At 67.0% G+C, this 15,183-nt stretch carries 12 protein-coding genes, 1 rRNA gene and 1 pseudogene; 11 read left to right on the forward strand and 3 right to left on the reverse strand.

Annotated elements, in window-relative coordinates; translation table 11 throughout:
• Positions 1-22: 22 nt before the first annotated feature.
• Together rrf and ACFQWG_RS01375 are read left to right on the forward strand one after the other, a co-directional pair.
• Positions 23-140: ribosomal RNA gene (gene rrf, locus ACFQWG_RS01370) — 5S ribosomal RNA — on the forward strand.
• 193 nt (positions 141-333) lie between these two features.
• The gene (locus tag ACFQWG_RS01375; protein WP_380971436.1) at positions 334-1,314 is read left to right on the forward strand and encodes an LCP family protein; all 981 of its coding nucleotides are present in this window, start codon (positions 334-336) and stop codon (positions 1,312-1,314) included.
• A 257-nt stretch (positions 1,315-1,571) separates the two neighbouring features.
• Here the strand turns inward: ACFQWG_RS01375 and ACFQWG_RS01380 are convergent, their stop codons facing one another.
• The gene (locus ACFQWG_RS01380; protein ID WP_380971438.1) at positions 1,572-3,230 is read right to left on the reverse strand and encodes an IS1634 family transposase; all 1,659 of its coding nucleotides are present in this window, start codon (positions 3,228-3,230) and stop codon (positions 1,572-1,574) included.
• A gap of 681 nt (positions 3,231-3,911) precedes the next feature.
• On the opposite strand from ACFQWG_RS01380, the gene ACFQWG_RS01385 reads away from it, so the two are divergent.
• Both ACFQWG_RS01385 and ACFQWG_RS01390 read left to right on the forward strand, forming a co-directional pair.
• Complete coding sequence (locus tag ACFQWG_RS01385) at positions 3,912-5,207, forward strand: threonine/serine exporter family protein (RefSeq protein ID WP_380976159.1); 1,296 nt, start codon at positions 3,912-3,914, stop codon at positions 5,205-5,207.
• Positions 5,208-5,337: 130 nt separating this feature from the next.
• The gene (locus ACFQWG_RS01390) at positions 5,338-6,882 is read left to right on the forward strand and encodes a sugar transferase (RefSeq protein WP_380971440.1); all 1,545 of its coding nucleotides are present in this window, start codon (positions 5,338-5,340) and stop codon (positions 6,880-6,882) included.
• 115 nt (positions 6,883-6,997) lie between these two features.
• Here ACFQWG_RS01390 and ACFQWG_RS01395 read toward each other — a convergent pair whose 3' ends face one another.
• Positions 6,998-8,590 carry an aspartate:alanine exchanger family transporter gene (locus ACFQWG_RS01395; protein ID WP_380971442.1) on the reverse strand — a complete coding sequence of 531 codons (1,593 nt, stop codon included), beginning with the start codon at positions 8,588-8,590 and terminating at the stop codon, positions 6,998-7,000.
• Between the two features lie 515 nt (positions 8,591-9,105).
• On the opposite strand from ACFQWG_RS01395, the gene ACFQWG_RS01400 reads away from it, so the two are divergent.
• Both ACFQWG_RS01400 and ACFQWG_RS01405 read left to right on the forward strand, forming a co-directional pair.
• Positions 9,106-9,447 carry a hypothetical protein gene (locus ACFQWG_RS01400; protein ID WP_380971444.1) on the forward strand — a complete coding sequence of 114 codons (342 nt, stop codon included), beginning with the start codon at positions 9,106-9,108 and terminating at the stop codon, positions 9,445-9,447.
• Positions 9,448-9,547: 100 nt separating this feature from the next.
• A pseudogene (locus ACFQWG_RS01405) lies at positions 9,548-9,631 on the forward strand (hypothetical protein); the annotation flags it as partial.
• 276 nt (positions 9,632-9,907) lie between these two features.
• Here ACFQWG_RS01405 and ACFQWG_RS01410 read toward each other — a convergent pair.
• The gene (locus ACFQWG_RS01410) at positions 9,908-10,444 is read right to left on the reverse strand and encodes a LacI family DNA-binding transcriptional regulator (protein WP_380976161.1); all 537 of its coding nucleotides are present in this window, start codon (positions 10,442-10,444) and stop codon (positions 9,908-9,910) included.
• Here ACFQWG_RS01410 and ACFQWG_RS01415 point away from each other — a divergent pair.
• From ACFQWG_RS01415 to ilvN, 5 genes are all read left to right on the forward strand, one after another.
• The gene (locus ACFQWG_RS01415) at positions 10,343-10,750 is read left to right on the forward strand and encodes a hypothetical protein (RefSeq protein ID WP_380976366.1); all 408 of its coding nucleotides are present in this window, start codon (positions 10,343-10,345) and stop codon (positions 10,748-10,750) included. The genes ACFQWG_RS01410 and ACFQWG_RS01415 overlap by 102 nt on opposite strands.
• Before the next feature lie 85 nt (positions 10,751-10,835).
• Positions 10,836-11,954, forward strand: coding sequence for a helix-turn-helix domain-containing protein (locus tag ACFQWG_RS01420; RefSeq protein WP_380971445.1), 1,119 nt, complete (start codon positions 10,836-10,838; stop codon positions 11,952-11,954).
• Positions 11,936-12,505 (forward strand): hypothetical protein, encoded by a 570-nt coding sequence (locus ACFQWG_RS01425; protein WP_380971447.1) that lies wholly within the window; start codon positions 11,936-11,938, stop codon positions 12,503-12,505. The genes ACFQWG_RS01420 and ACFQWG_RS01425 overlap by 19 nt, the downstream gene beginning before the upstream one ends.
• A 400-nt stretch (positions 12,506-12,905) precedes the next feature.
• The gene (locus ACFQWG_RS01430; protein ID WP_380971449.1) at positions 12,906-14,666 is read left to right on the forward strand and encodes an acetolactate synthase large subunit; all 1,761 of its coding nucleotides are present in this window, start codon (positions 12,906-12,908) and stop codon (positions 14,664-14,666) included.
• A gap of 3 nt (positions 14,667-14,669) precedes the next feature.
• Positions 14,670-15,182 (forward strand): acetolactate synthase small subunit, encoded by a 513-nt coding sequence (gene ilvN, locus ACFQWG_RS01435; RefSeq protein WP_291501217.1) that lies wholly within the window; start codon positions 14,670-14,672, stop codon positions 15,180-15,182.
• Position 15,183: the final 1 nt, after the last annotated feature.

A 15,183-nucleotide genomic window follows, 5' to 3' on the forward strand; every position in this document is an offset into this window, starting at 1 on the left:
GGTGTGGGGGTCGAGATAGTCGTGCGGGGGTCATGGCGCGGGGGAGACGCCCGGTCTCCTTTCCGAACCCGGAAGCTAAGCCCCGCAGCGCCGATGGTACTGCACCCGGTGGGGTGTGGGAGAGTAGGACGCCCCCGCGCATCACTGGCCTGCCCCCCCTTGGGGGCCGGCAACAGTTTTGGGGGGCCCCGCCAACTGGCAGGACCCCCCAAAACCACACCAAAAACAAACAACGCCGGGAGACCAGGCATCCGACGGCCGCAGTTCATGGGGAATACTGGGGCCATGTCAGTACCGGAGAGCCGGATGGAACGGCGGACTCGAACACGCAGGATGAGCGGCACGAAGAAGGCACTCATCGCAGTCGGCGCCTTGCTTCTGGTGCTCGTGGTGGCCGTGGCAGCGATCGGGCTGGGGATCCGTCACTCGATCAACTCCCAGATCCGCCACGTTCCCAGCGCGGTGCCGTCTACGTCGACGGGGCCCCAGTCGGAGCAGTCCGGTGGGGACACTGAACAGATGAACTTCCTGGTCCTGGGCTCCGACTCGCGGCTGAGCGGCGGCGACCCCACCGACTGGGAGTACGGGGCACAGCGCTCGGACGTCATGATGCTCATCCAGATCACAGGGGACCGCACGGGGGTCAACGTCATGTCGATCCCACGCGACTCATGGGTGCCGATCCCCGACCATGGCACGGCGAAGATCAACGCGGCTTTCAGCTACGGAGGAGCGCCGCTGACGATCCAGACGGTGCAGCAGCTGACGGGCGTCACGATCGACCATTTCGCGGTGGTGGACTTCACCAGCTTCCAGGAGATCACCGACGAGCTGGGAGGCGTCACGATCAACACGGCGGACGGCCCGCAGCAGATGGACGGCGACCAGGCGCTGAAGTTCGTCCGGGAGCGTTACTCGCTGCCCTCCGGGGACTTCGACCGGGTCCGGCGGCAGCAGGCCTGGATCCAGGCGATCATGAGCCGGATGTTCGACAAGGACGTGCTGACGTCGCCGACCCAGCTGAGCTCGCTGGTGTCGATCCTGCTCGAGCACTCGGCCGTGGACGAGGACCTCGACTTCGACTCTCTGGTCTCGCTGGGCCTGAGCCTGCGTGATCTGGACTCGCAGGGCGTGCGCTTCATGACGGCGCCCTACACGGGGACAAGTACCAGCGACGACGGGCAGTCGATCGTCCTGCTGGACGATGCGCGCCTCGCGGAGCTCATGGGGGCCTGGCGTCAGGACGACGTCGGCGATTACCTGGCCTCCCACGGCGGATTGGTCCAGACCCTGGAATCCGGCCCCGTGTACTGAGGATGGGGGAGGCCACCTGGGCCCCAGACGGATCGGTGAGACCGACGCGTCGGCCGGTCTGTCCGAATGCCCGCGCGGCGGCCTCGGGATCCGGGTCGGGAAGATGGGACGAAGAGATCCCTCGGCGCCCCATCGACGTGGCGGGATCAACACCGAAAACGCCCGGTGGTCCCAGCCGTCGGCCGGGCGTGCGTGCCATCCTGTGCACGTGACCCCAAGTGACACGGCACCAGGCAGAAGCCAGGACCTGAGTTCGGTCATTCGCTTAGTGCCTGAGGTTTCCCCGTTGTGAGGGCATCGATGATCGCTTGTCGGTCGGGGTCGATGTGGGGTGGGATGATCTGGGTGGCGCCGTTGGCGGTGATAGTCGCTGAGCGCAGGGGCCGCAGCTGGCGGATGACGTTGCGGATTGCGAGGCCGCAGCGTCGCTGGACCTCGCGCGAGACGGCCAGGGCTGTGAACACGATGGTTAGGTGGGCCTCGATCGCGTCGCGGGTGCGCACGAACATGGGCCTGGCGGCTAGGTCGGTCTTGGACATCCGGAAGGATTGCTCGACGTGCCACAGCTCGTGGTAGGACCCGATGACCTCACTGGCCGCCATCAGTTGGGCGGGGATGTTGGTGACGTAGCCCTTGAGCCCGACCAGGCGCCTGGCGCGGGCCAGGGCGGCCTCGTCCAGGCTGCGCGCCTCACCGGTGGTCTTGACGAATCTCGGGGTCCGTGCGGCTTTCTGACCGGCGATGACCGCTCGGGCGCGGTTTTCCTGCAACGTCAGCGTCTTGCCGTCGCGCGCCGCGCGTTTGGTGGAGTAGGCCCAGACCGCGCGCCACGACCCGGGATGCTGCCCGGGGTCCCAGACTGGCTCGGCACGGAGTGCTTCGTCGTTCTCGCTGCGCCGGCCGGTGCGGGGTGTGATGGTGTCGATGACCTGCCCGTCGGTGAATGCGTCCCCGTGCCAGCGAAAGTGCGAGGCCAGGTCCAGCGGCGCCTTGGTCACTCTGGAGCCGACGATGAAGTGCAGGTTGGCCTCATCCAACGCGGCCAGGTTGGACGCCGAGAGCATGCCGGCGTCAGCCACGACGACCATGTCCTCAATGTCGTGGCGGCTCTGGAACTGTCTGATCATCGGGATGATCGTGGCCGTCTCGGCCTGGTTGCCCTCGTAGCAGCCGATCTCGAGGGGGAACCCGTGGCGGTCGACGAGCAGACCGACGACGATCTGGGGGTCCACGCGGCGTTCCTTGGAGTAGCCGACCTTGCGCAGGTCGTCCTCCTTCTCGGCCTCAAAGTACAAGGTCGTCACGTCGTAGAGGCACAGCGAGACCTCACCACTGGTCGCGGCGTGGGCGAAGGACAGCTCGGCGACCTTGTCCCGGTAGGCGCCGGGACCTTCACCGGCTGCCGCCCGGGCCAGGGTACGGCGCATCGTCTTCTCACTCGCCGGCCGGGCGCCCAGATCGCTCAGCACACGGCCGGTGTCCAGGATCGAGGTCGCCTCCACGATCCGCGCGATCACCAGATCCCGGAACACCGCATCACCCAGGGCGTCGAACCCCAGGTCCGTGAACACCGCGCTCAGCGCGTCATACAGGACCCGCGAGGAGGTCCCCACCACCCGCGGCGGGGCGGCCGGCCCACGTTCACGTGCCGGAGAGCCCGGCTCATCGAACAGCGCCGCCACCCGCGGCGCGCCGAGCAGCCTCGTCCTGGGCTCCACAGGCTCCAGGCCCAGGTCGAACTCGCCCTGACCGGGGTCCTCCAGCAGCTGCCGCGCCCGCCAGACGAGCAACCCGAGCTCGGCCTCGGTATGCGCCGACCCGACATGCGCCACGATCCGCCGACGACCATTGACGGACTCGGCAATCTGCACGGCCGTCGCCCCCGAAGCCGTCCGCACCCGCCGAATCCACGCCACACCCCCACCGTAGAGCACCAATTAGTGCCTCAAATCGGCATCCAGCGAACCCATCGGCACAGGTCAGCGACCTACGCGATCCCGAAGCGCGACGAAGTGACCAAACTCAGGAGGACGACGTCGGCGATTACCTGGCCTCCCACGGCGGATTGGTCCAGACCCTGGAATCCGGCCCCGTGTACTGAGGATGGGGGAGGCCACCTGGGCCCCAGACGGATCGGTGAGACCGACGCGTCGGCCGGTCTGTCCGAATGCCCGCGCGGCGGCCTCGGGATCCGGGTCGGGAAGATGGGACGAAGAGATCCCTCGGCGCCCCATCGACGTGGCGGGATCAACACCGGAAACGCCCGGTGGTCCCAGCCGTCGGCCGGGCGTGCGTGCCATCCTGTGCACGTGACCCCAAGTGACACGGCACCAGGCAGAAGCCAGGATGACCGCCCCGATGGCGGTTGGGACCACTCTCAAGCCGACGGTTGGGAGGATGCTCCCACTCTGGCCCACGATGGCGGCCTGCCTCCCGAGCCGGACGATCCGCTCGCCGCGGCCGACGGCCTGGACGAGGACGCCGAGCGCGACGCCGACCAGGCGGTCGCCGACGCGTTGGCCGACGCCGAGGAACAGGACGAGGTCCTCGTCCGTGCGGAGGCGCGCCACGGAAGCAACGCGCTCACCGTGCACCGGATGGTCGCCCACGACCGGTTGGCCCACCAATCCCGGATCGTGCTGAGACTCGGCCAGATGCTGCTGGCCTGCGGCGCCTCGAGCTACCGGGTCAAGGACTCGATGGCGCAGCTCGCACGGGCTGTCGGCATCGAACAGCACCACGCGCAGGTTACGTACACGGAGATCGTGGCGACGGCGTACGCGAACGGCACGTTCCGCACGGAGCTGGCCGAGCAACGCCAGATGGGCGTCAACGCCGACAAGATCGACCGGCTGTCCAACTACGTCGACTCCCTGGAGGGGAAGTCGCTGGCGGTCGAGGACGTGGACGCGGCGCTGGACGGCATCGACCGCGTGCCCGTGCTCTACGGCTGGCTGCGCAACGCTCTTGCGTCGGGCCTGGCGTGCGCGGCGTTCTCCTTCCTCAACCACGGAGGGGTCGTCGAGTGCTCAGCGGTGGCGGTGGCGGCCTTCGTGGGACAGCTCCTGCGCCGGTGGATGATGCGGCACAAGATGAACCACTTCGGCGTGTGGATGGCCTGCGGGGCCGTCGCGGCCGCGATGTACGTGTTCCTGGTGAAGGCGGCGGGCGGCCTGTGGGGCATCCCGCCGACCCACCAGGCGGGCTTCATCTCTGCGATCCTGTTCCTCATCCCCGGTTTCCCGTTGGTCACCGGCATCATCGACCTGATTCGCCAGGACTTCCAGGCGGGTATCTCCCGGCTCACCTACGTCGCCATGCTCATGATCTCCGCGGGCGCCGCGGTGTGGATGGTCTCCCTGGTGTTCGACTGGTCCGTGACACCCTCGTACGACTACCACTTGCACGTGGTGGCGCTGTACTCGCTGAGGATCCTGGCCAGTTTCGTCGCCTCCTTCGGATTCGCGATGCTGTTCAACTCGCCGCCGAAGGTGTGCGCGGCGGCCGCTCTGATCGCGATGATCATCAATCCGCTGCGCTTGGTGCTGGTCGAGGAGCTCGGGATGGCGTCGCCGGGAGCGGTGGGGCTCGCGGCTCTGGCAGCCGGGCTGCTGGCGACGGTGGTGGCACGGAGGACCCGCTACTCCCGGGTGACTCTGTCCGTGCCTGCGGTCGTCATCATGATCCCGGGGGTGCCCCTGTACCGGTCGTTGGCCTATCTCAACCAGGGACTCGTGAACTCGGCCGTCGCATCCTTGTTCACGGTCCTGTTCACGATCGTGGCGATCGGCGTGGGACTGGCCTTGTCCCGTATGCTCACCGACCAGCATTGGCTCGTGGAACAGCCTCGGGCGGTACCGAAGCTGGATGAGGAGTCGGTGCGCCGCTGGTGAGCGGGGACGCCGGGCTGCAGGGGACGGTGGGTCTGGGCGCCGGAGGGCTCCGGAGGGACGAGGGCGACGGCGGATGACGAGATGCGGTCTGCCCATTCCAAATGCGGATGGCCTTCCCTATGATCGTCATGTGAGTCCCATCAATTCGCCCGTTTCTGTCTCAGTCGTTGACGAGTCGTCGGTGTCTCTTGCTTCGGTTGACACTCCTGAGGTTCCGCATCGCAGCGCCCTCACCATCCGGCGCGTCCAGCGCCTGCTGGTCGCGGGGGACCTGGTCGTCATCGCCATGGCGTTGTTGGCGGGAAACGTCGCCCGTTTCGGTTTCACGGATCCTGTGGTGGCGGGGTCGACGCAGTCCGTTCCGCTGACCTACATCCCCTTCAGCGTCGTTCTCGGCCTCGTGTGGTGGCTGCTGCTCAACGCGATGGACGCCTACCGGGAGGGGATCCTGGGCACGGGGACCGACGAGTACCAGCGCCTGGCGGAGGCGACGTTCGTCGTGTTCGGCTGTGTGGCGATCGGGGCGTATCTGCTCAAGGTGGACGTCTCGCGCGGCTACTTCGCGCTGGTCCTGCCCGTGGGGCTGGCGGGGCTGCTGGTGTGGCGGTGGACGGCCCGGAAGATGCTCGTCGCGGCCCGCCGCCACGGCTATCTGACCAGACGCACCCTGGTGATCGGGTCGTCCCTGACGGCTGGCGACATGGCGCGGGAGATCCTGCGCAGGCCGAACCTGGGGATGGACCTCGTCGGCGCGTGCGTGACGGACGCGACCAGCGCGTCCACGCTGTCGGGCACCGATGTGCCGGTGCTCCGGTGCTTGCAGGCCGACGATGTCGCGGTCCTGCGGACGGCCATCGAGGAGGCGGAGGCGGAGACCGTCATCATCACGGCGTCCCCGAGACTCTCCTCGCGCAAGATCCGCGAACTGAGCTGGAGCCTGGACCCGGAGAAGACCTCGATGATCGTCGCTCCGAGCGTGGTCGACGTGGCGGGGCCTCGCCTGCACGCGCGGCCGGTGGACGGGCTGTCTCTCATCGAGGTGGACTTCCCGCAGTTCCAGGGCGGTCGGCGTTTTCTCAAGCGGGTCTTCGACATCGCCGTCTCGGTCGTGGCGATCATCGCGCTCACGCCGGTGTGGCTGATCGTGCCCCTCGTCATCAAGGCGGACGACCGCGGTCCGGTCTTCTTCCGTCAGACGCGCGTCGGACTCGACGGCAGGGAATTCCGGATGTGGAAATTCCGCTCGATGCGTCCCGACGCCGAACAGGTCCTGGCCCGCCTCAAGAATGAGCTGGAAGAGCGGGATGCCGGCAACGTCGTCATGTTCAAGATGAGGGACGACCCTCGTGTCACACGAGTTGGTCGTTTTCTGCGTGCCTCCTCGATCGACGAGCTTCCGCAGCTGTTCAACGTCCTGGGTGGTTCGATGAGCCTGGTCGGCCCCCGGCCTCCGCTCCCGCGCGAGGTGGAGACCTATGAGGCGAGGGTCACGCGGAAGTTCTTGGTCAAGCCCGGCATCACCGGCCTGTGGCAGGTGAATGGGCGGTCGGCGTTGTCCTGGGAGGAGTCCGTTCGCCTGGATCTCAGCTATGCCGAGAACTGGTCGATGATGCTTGACATCCAGATCCTGTTCCGCACCGCCAAGGTGGTCCTCAGACGCGATGGGGCCTATTGATCGCTTGACGCCCCGGTAAGGCCAGAGCCTGCGATCCGGCGGCCACGATGAACGTGCTGGGGGCCGGCCTCCCATCGAAGGAGGCAGGCCCCCAGCACGTCGAGAGGCTGCGGGGTCACATCCCGCCGATGACCTGCGCGATCAGGATCTTCCCGATCATGGCGACGGGGTAGACCAGCGCGTATCCCAAGGCCACTCGGGGATCGTTGCTGGTGCGGCTGTTCGCGAAGGCCAGCACGGCGGGCTGGGTCTGGGCGCCGGCCATGAGGCCGGACAGCTGCGTCCCGCCCATCTTGAACAGCCACCGCATCACGCAATACAGGCCGACGGCCATGATCGAGGTCATGATGGCGCCGAGCACCAGGATCTTCAACCAGGTGCCGGAGGTGAAAGCCTCGGCGATCTGGCCGCCGGCGTTGGCGCCGGCCTGGGCGAGGAACAGGAGCATACCGAACTCGGAGAGGACTTGGCAGGCGGTGTAGGGGATCGCGGTGATGATGGGGCCGACGCGGCCGATCCGCCCGAAGACGAGGCCGACCAGCAGTGTGCCCGCAGCGGAGCCGATGGAGAAGTAGTCGCCGCCGGGGGTCAGGATGTGCCACTCGCCGATGAGGATGCCGAGCGCCATGCCCAGGCCCAGCGCGACCGGGTTGATGGTGGTGAGCCCCATGGCGGAGTCGCCGAAGAACTTCGTGATCGGGATGATCTTGGAGGTCGGTGCGACGACGCGTACACGGTCGCCCTGCTGGAGGACCAGGCCGGGCTCGCCGACCATGTCGACGTCGCCGCGGCGCACGCGCGAGATCGTGGCCGAGAACCGGGTTCCCAGATCCAGGTCGTCGATGGTGTGGCCTGCGACCTTGGGGTCGGAGACGGTGATGCGCCTGAAGTCCAGGTAGGAGCGGTCCTCGATGAGCGAGTGGGATGAGGAGTGGCCGAGCTCCGCGGCTGCGCGTGCCACCAGCTCGCGGGGTCCGACGACGGTGAGGAGGTCGCCAGGGTCCAGCGTGTCGGCCATCGTCGGACGCCGGATCGGCCCGGTCTCGCCGCGGCGGAGGCGGGAGAAGGTGACTTTGTGTCCGAGTTTCTCGAAGATGTCGCCGATGAGGGGATGATCGGAACGCTCGACGCGGATCGTGCGGTTGGCCAGCGGGCTGGGCGTGTCCTTGTCGTTCTTCCCATAGGAGAGTGCGGCGATGCTGGCGACGAGCATGCCGACGACGCCGAAGAGGTATGCGATGGAGTAGCCGACGGTGGCCGTCCCGGGGTCGCCGCTGGCGTCGCCGGCCGCGGCCAGGGCCGGCGTGTTGGTCAGCGCTCCTGCGAAGGTGCCGGTGATCAGGGCGGGGGACATCCCGAATCCCTTGCCCACCCCCATGCCGACGCCGGCGACCACGATGTACAGCACGACCATGGCGATGATCGGCCCGACGGCGGTCCTGATGTTGTGGAAGAAGGACGAGCCTGAGTTGATGCCGATCGCGAAGGCGAACAGCGCCAGTCCCAGCGTGCCGAGCTGGGGCGTGACGCGCAGCTCGATGCCGTAGGCCTGGGCCAAGGCGGCCATGATGATGGCGAAGAACAGGACGGCGGCCGCGCCGAGTCCGATGCCCTTGATCTTGACGTGGCCGAACGCCATGCCGATGCCGATGAGGAGGAAGAGGAACAGCACAGGCTGGTCCGCCAGGAACGTGAACACCGTTGACACGGGATGGACTCCATCGTGAATAGGGAGGCGCACAGATGGCGCCTGACGTGGCCAGTATCTCAGGCGGTCGCGCGCGCACCATCGGCCCATCGTCCCGGGTCGGGGGCGCAGCCGGAGCATGCGGGAGGGACTGCGGTGGAGCCCGCGGGAGGTGGGACCAGACCGCGAGGCCCGCGAGCAGCGCGCGAGAAGGGGGCGGCGGAGCTGGCGCCGTCCTGTCCGTCGCTGCCGCAATTGTGCTACAGTTTCGAGACGGCGCTGAAATTCGCCCCTTCCGCTGATCGCCACGGCATCTCTCGCGCGGCCGCCGTGTACGCAATCATCCACGCTGTCGGTCGTGAAGTGAGTGGTCGGGAGGGGCGACGGCTTAAGGTCGCGTATGTGGGACACCCTCACGCGCAGACCGACCGATACATCGAAATTGTGGTGATGGAGTGGGAGCCGCGCAACGTGGCGGTCTTCCATGCTATGGATCTTTCAGACAATTTCCGTCATCTCGCACAATGAAGGGGATCATGATGAGCGAGGACGATGCCTACTATGAGGCGCTGGCTGACGCCGTTGAGCGAGGAGACCTCGCTGCGGAGCCGGGAAGCGTTCTGCGCGGAGAAGACGCGGCAGCCGCAGGGCGTCAGATGCTCATGGCTGCGACCGACGCATCGACTGTGGAGGGCGCGCAGCGCATGGCCGTGGGCCGTCCCAGGGGCGGGCACTCCAAGGGAGGCGCTTCGCCCGAGGTCCATATCCGCGTCGAGCCGGAGATGCGCGATGCTCTGCGGGCTCGGGCGAAACGCGAAGGGAAGACGGTGTCGGAGGTGGGGCGAGCGGCGCTTGACTGCTACTTGGCCGGCGTGTGAGGCAAGCAGAGGAAAGCGAGGCAGGTCGGGTGGGGGAAGACCCGCACGCGACATCGACCAACCAAAGCCCCTGATATGGAGTCTGTAGGGAGCGTGGTCCAGGCGGATCGATGCGACTGACCGCTTGATCGACACCGTCGTTGATGACGCTGTCTCGATTCTGTCCGCCCGGGATGGCTATTGAGGGTCACCGGAGCGCCCCACGGGACGTGGTCTGTTGCCGGTTCGTCTGCTCGAGGTCGTTGGGTGGCGCGCGCCTGGGAGTCGGGACGATGTCGGCGCGGGGCGCTCTGGGCCGGATGGGCGGGAACCGGTGCCGAGTCCGTCGGTCGTGGCGGGCGGATGCCGCCAGCGGCGAGTACCTGTGACACCAGCACCCACAATCGGACCCTGTCGCGCGCCACCCGAACCGAACTCGACGCCGAACACCACCGAAGTCGCGGGAGAGGGGCGAGGCAGGTCAGGCGGGGGAGGACTCGCGCACGACCAGGTCGTAGGGGGCCAGGACGACCTCGGGCGCGGGGGACTCCCCGCTCAGCCGGCGGACTAGGCGGTCCAAGGCGGTTCGGGCCAGCCAGCGCCTGTCAGGGCGGATCGTGGACAGGCTGGGGATGGAATAGCGGCCGTCTTCGATATCGTCGAAACCGACCAGAGCCACGTCGTCGGGCACGCGCACGCCGTGCTCATGCGGGGCGCGCAACGCTCCCAATGCCAGGGCGTCGGAGAAGCAGAACGCGGCGTCGACCCGGACCCCGCGGTCGAGCAGGTCCGTCATCGCGCGGTGGCCCTCGGCGCGGGTGAACGCCGTGACGTATCCGCACAGGGCGTCGTCGCGGTCCAGGCCGGCCTCGGCCAATCCCGACAGGTAGCCCTCCAGACGCTCCGTGGACGTCCCATGGGACGTCGGCTCCGCGCCGAGCAGTCGGGACTCGCGGACGGCCGGCCGTTCACCAACACGCTGGACGGCGCGCCGATTTCCGTGCCGTATGCCGGCCAGCCCTACTTCGTCTCGGAGTACGGCGGCATCTGGTGGAACGAGACGTTGGCGGGCACCGCTCAGGACGAGGCGTCCTGGGGCTACGGCGAGCGCGTGCGCACGCCTGAGGAATGGCACCGGCGCTACGCCGGCCTCACCCGGGTCCTGCTGCGCGATCCCCTGATGTTCGGGTACTGCTTCACCCAGCTCACGGACACGTTCCAGGAGCAGAACGGGATCTACGACTTCCACCGCGTCCCGAAGTTCGACATCGAGCGGATCCGCCAGGTCCAGGCCGAGCCCGCCGCCTACGAGCGGGAGGACTGACCGCTCGACGTCGCCGTCTTCTGTTCTTCTCTAGGTCATTCTCAGTGACGAGGCCTTCGGGGCCACCTGTGCTAAAATCGCACTCATGGTGGATGTCACTGTCGAGCAACTGGGCGCTCGAGTTCGAGAGTCTCGACTTCGCAAGGGCGTCACACAAGAGGATCTCGCTGAGCGTGTGAGTCTCGAGCGCACCGTCATCAACAAGATTGAAGCGGGTACCAGGAAGATCCAGGCACTCGAACTCTCGGACATTGCCGATGCCCTCGGCGTCAGCATGTCTTCCTTCTTCAATGACCCGTCGCCGGCAATCGTCGCCCACCGGTCCTCCCAGGGGATCGACACCGTGGACAGTCAAGTCGATTCGGTCCTGGAGTCGCTCGTGGCAGATGTCGAGTTCGTCCAGAGTCTCGGTGAGCTGCTAGGGCCACAACCTCAATCCAGCCTCGATGTGCCCGACAACGTTGACCAGGCTGAGGACATGGCCACCGACATCCGTCGAGTTCTCGGGCTTGACGCGTCGGCTCCACTGACGTCCATCACGCGGCGGTTCGCCAACCTGGGTCTTTTCGTCTTCACCAAGGATCTTGGCTCTGACACGGCCGATGCTGGCACTGTGCTTCTTCAAGCTGGCGGCGTGTCCTTGATCAACAGCTCCGGCAAGGTTGGTCGGAGGCGTCTCGCGGCAGCCCATGAGCTGGCGCACTTCTTGACCGCGGATGACTACACGGTCGACTGGCGGATCGACGCCAGGTCGGGCGGACCCAGCATCGAGTCCCGTTTCGACAGGTTCGCTCGAGCGCTCCTCTTGCCCAGCCGGGCCGTGGTTGAGCAATGGAACGTGGACCTCGTCAGGTTCGATGTGCGAACGGCAGCTGTGCTGCTGGCAAGTCGCTACCAGGTCGATATGGCCACCCTGGCGCGCAGGCTCACCGAGCTCGATGCGGCAAGCCCGTCCCACGCACACCAGATCCGTGAGGTGCGCACGACCCGTGGAGACATGGTGGAACATGACCTGCATCCCACGGACGAACTGGCGGGAGACTCGCAACCTTTGGCATTCCAGAAGGCGGTCCTGAACCTGGTTCGCGCAGAGAGGATCAGCAACGCCAGAGCGCTGGATCTCCTGTGGAACCAGCTCTCGGAAGAGGATCTGCCCAAGCCCAGGACCCGCGACGCCAATGAGATATGGAAGTTCGCATCTTGACCTCGGATGGAAGCATCCTGTGCTTCGACACCGGGCCGCTTCGTCACTTCGCGGTTGAGGGCTGGCTCGGTGTCCTGAAGTACCTCACGCGCGATCGCCAGGTCTGGATTCCGGACACCGTGCACGAGGAGATCACATTCCAGAGTTCAGAAACGCCGAGCCTGGTCCAGGTGCTCGATGCTCAGTGGATTCGAGTGGATCACGGCGGAGATCTCGAATACGCCATGGCCTTTGCGCGCTACAAGGACAGGCTTGCCAGCGGACGCACGAACCTCGGAGAGTGTGGCGTGCTCGCCCTCGGTGACACGCTTGGTGCCGAGGTCGTTCTCGATGACAGGATCGCCCGCCAGATCGCTGAGGAAGAGGGTATCCACGTGATCTCCACTCTCACGCTCCTATGCGATGGCATCCGTCAAGGAAAGCTGACTGTGGGCATGGTGGAACAGGTGGCGGACGATTTGATCGCCGGTGACTACTACCTCCCGTTCGGCCGTGGAGGGTTCCGATATTGGGCCTTGGAGCAGGCGATGATCGGCTGGGAGGATCGATGATTCCGGCAGCATTCTGGCGACTTGTCGCGATGCCGATCCAGAGTGCCGCTCGAGGCTGCGCAATGAGCGTTCGAGTCATCTCGAGTCCTGAGGGCACTATGCCCGAACGGAGCCGCGCGGTGGCGAGAGGGAAGAACGGGCGGGAGAGAGACCTGGACTCGTGGAGGATGCCCGGCCGCTGACCATCCGAACTGTGAGACGCCAGCGTGGCGGATCACAAGCGGCTCTACGGTGAAGACGTGTTCGAGATTTCCATGGTCGGTATCGCGCTCCTGCTTGTAGGCGGGCGTGCGGTTCCTGCCGTCTGAAATCCGGGTGGACCGCACGCCTCGACCCCAACGCTGGAGCGTCGGGGCTTTTTGTTTGGGACCACCGACCGGATGCACGGAGAGGACACCTCGTGAAGGACCGCACTGAGACGACGATGACGGGCGCGGCCGCCATCGTCGCGAGCCTGGAGGCGCTGGGGGTGACCGACGTGTTCGGCCTGCCCGGCGGCGCCATCCTGCCCACCTACGACCCCCTGATGGACTCCACCATCCGCCACATCCTGGTGCGCCACGAGCAGGGCGCGGGGCACGCGGCGGAGGGATACGCGCTGGCTACCGGCAAGGTCGGATGCGCGATCGTGACCTCGGGGCCCGGAGCCACGAACACGCTGACCGCCCTCGCGGACGCGAACATGGACTCCGTGCCGATCGTCGTGATCTCCGGCCAGGTGGGCGCCGCCCTGATCGGCACCGACGCTTTCCAGGAGGCGGACATCGTCGGCGCCTCGATGCCGCTGACCAAGCACTCGTTCCTGGTCACCGACGCGCAGACGATCCCCGCGCGGCTGGCGGAGGCCTTCCACATCGCTTCGACGGGCCGGCCCGGTCCGGTGCTGGTCGACATCACGAAGTCGGCGCAGAACACGCAGATGGAATTCTCCTGGCCTCCTCGCATGGAACTGCCCGGATACCGGCCCGCCGGGAAACCGCACGCCAAGCAGGTCCGCGCCGCCGCCCGGGCCATCGCCACGGCTCAGGCGCCCGTGCTGTATGTCGGAGGCGGCGCCATCCGCTCGAACGCCTCCGAGGAGATCCAGGCGCTCGCGGACCTCGCCAACGCGCCGGTCGTGACGACGCTGACCGCGCGGGGCGCGATCCCGGACACGGACCGCCACAACCTCGGGATGCCGGGGATGCACGGGACGGTGGCCGCGGTGGGGGCCCTGCAGCGCGCCGACCTGGTGGTCGCCCTCGGCGCCCGCTTCGACGACCGGGTCACCGGGAACCTGGACTCCTTCGCGACGCGCGCCACGATCGTCCACGTCGACATCGACGCCGCCGAGATCGGGAAGAACCGCGTCGCCGACATCCCGATCGTCGGCGACCTCAAGCAGACGGCGGCCGCCCTCGTCGAGGAGGTTCCCCGCGCCTACGAGAAGGAGGGGACCCCGGACCTGTCCGGGTGGTGGCGCTACCTCGACCACCTGCGAGCCACCTACCCCCTGGGGTGGGCGGAGACCGCCGACGGGCGCCTGGCCCCCCAGTACGTGCTCCAGCGGCTCTCGGCGATCTCCGGGCCCGACTCCGTCTACGTGACCGGGGTCGGCCAGCACCAGATGTGGGCGGCGCAGTTCATCGACTTCGAGCGCCCGCGATCGTTCCTCTCCTCATCGGGGCTGGGGACCATGGGGTACTGCATCCCCGCTGCCATGGGCGCGAAGGTCGGGGAGCCGGACCGGGCCGTGTGGGCCATCGACGGCGACGGGTCCTTCCAGATGACCAACCAGGAGCTCGCGACCTGCACGGTCAACGACATCCCGATCAAGGTGGCGCTCATCAACAACTCGGTGCTGGGCATGGTGCGCCAGTGGCAGTCGCTGTTTTACTCCCAGCGGTACTCGAACACGGACCTCAATCCGCAGGACGGGGATCAGATCCCGGACTTCGTCACGCTCGCTGCCGCCTACGGCATCGAGGCGCGGGTCGTGCGTACCCAGGACGAGGTCGACCCTGCCATCGAGTGGGCGATGAGCGTCAACGACCGGCCCGTGCTCATCGACTTCCGGGTGTCCAAGGACGCGATGGTGTGGCCGATGGTGGCGGCCGGCGTGTCCAACGACGAGATCCGATATGCCAAGGGTCTGGCCCCCGACTGGGGAGTGGAGGACTGAATCATGGCGACCATGCACACGCTGTCGGTCCTGGTGGAGAACAAGCCGGGCGTCCTGACCAGAGTCGCGGGGCTGTTCGCCCGCCGCGGCTTCAACATCACGTCCCTGACGGTGGGGGAGACCGAGCGTCCGGCCGTCTCGCGGATGACGATCATCGTCGACGCCGAGGTGGCTCCCTTCGAGCAGGTGACGAAGCAGCTCAACAAGCTGATCAACGTCATCAAGGTGGTGGAGCTGGAGCGCGACGACTCCGTCGAGCGTCAGCTCATGCTCATCAAGGTGCGCGCCGATGAGTCGCGGCGCACCGGGGTCCTGCAGATCGTGGACCTCTTCCGCGCGCACGTCGTCGACGTGCAGACGGGCACCGTCGTCATCGAGTCGATCGGCTCGATGCCCAAGCTCGACGCCCTGCTCCGGTCCCTGGAGCCCTACGGCGTCACAGAAATCGTGCAATCCGGCGCCGTGGCGATCGGCCGCGGATCCCGCTCGATCACGGATCAACTGAAGGAGAAATGAC

The organism is Schaalia naturae, assembly GCF_042665795.1.
In the GTDB taxonomy this organism is placed as follows: domain Bacteria; phylum Actinomycetota; class Actinomycetes; order Actinomycetales; family Actinomycetaceae; genus Pauljensenia; species Pauljensenia naturae.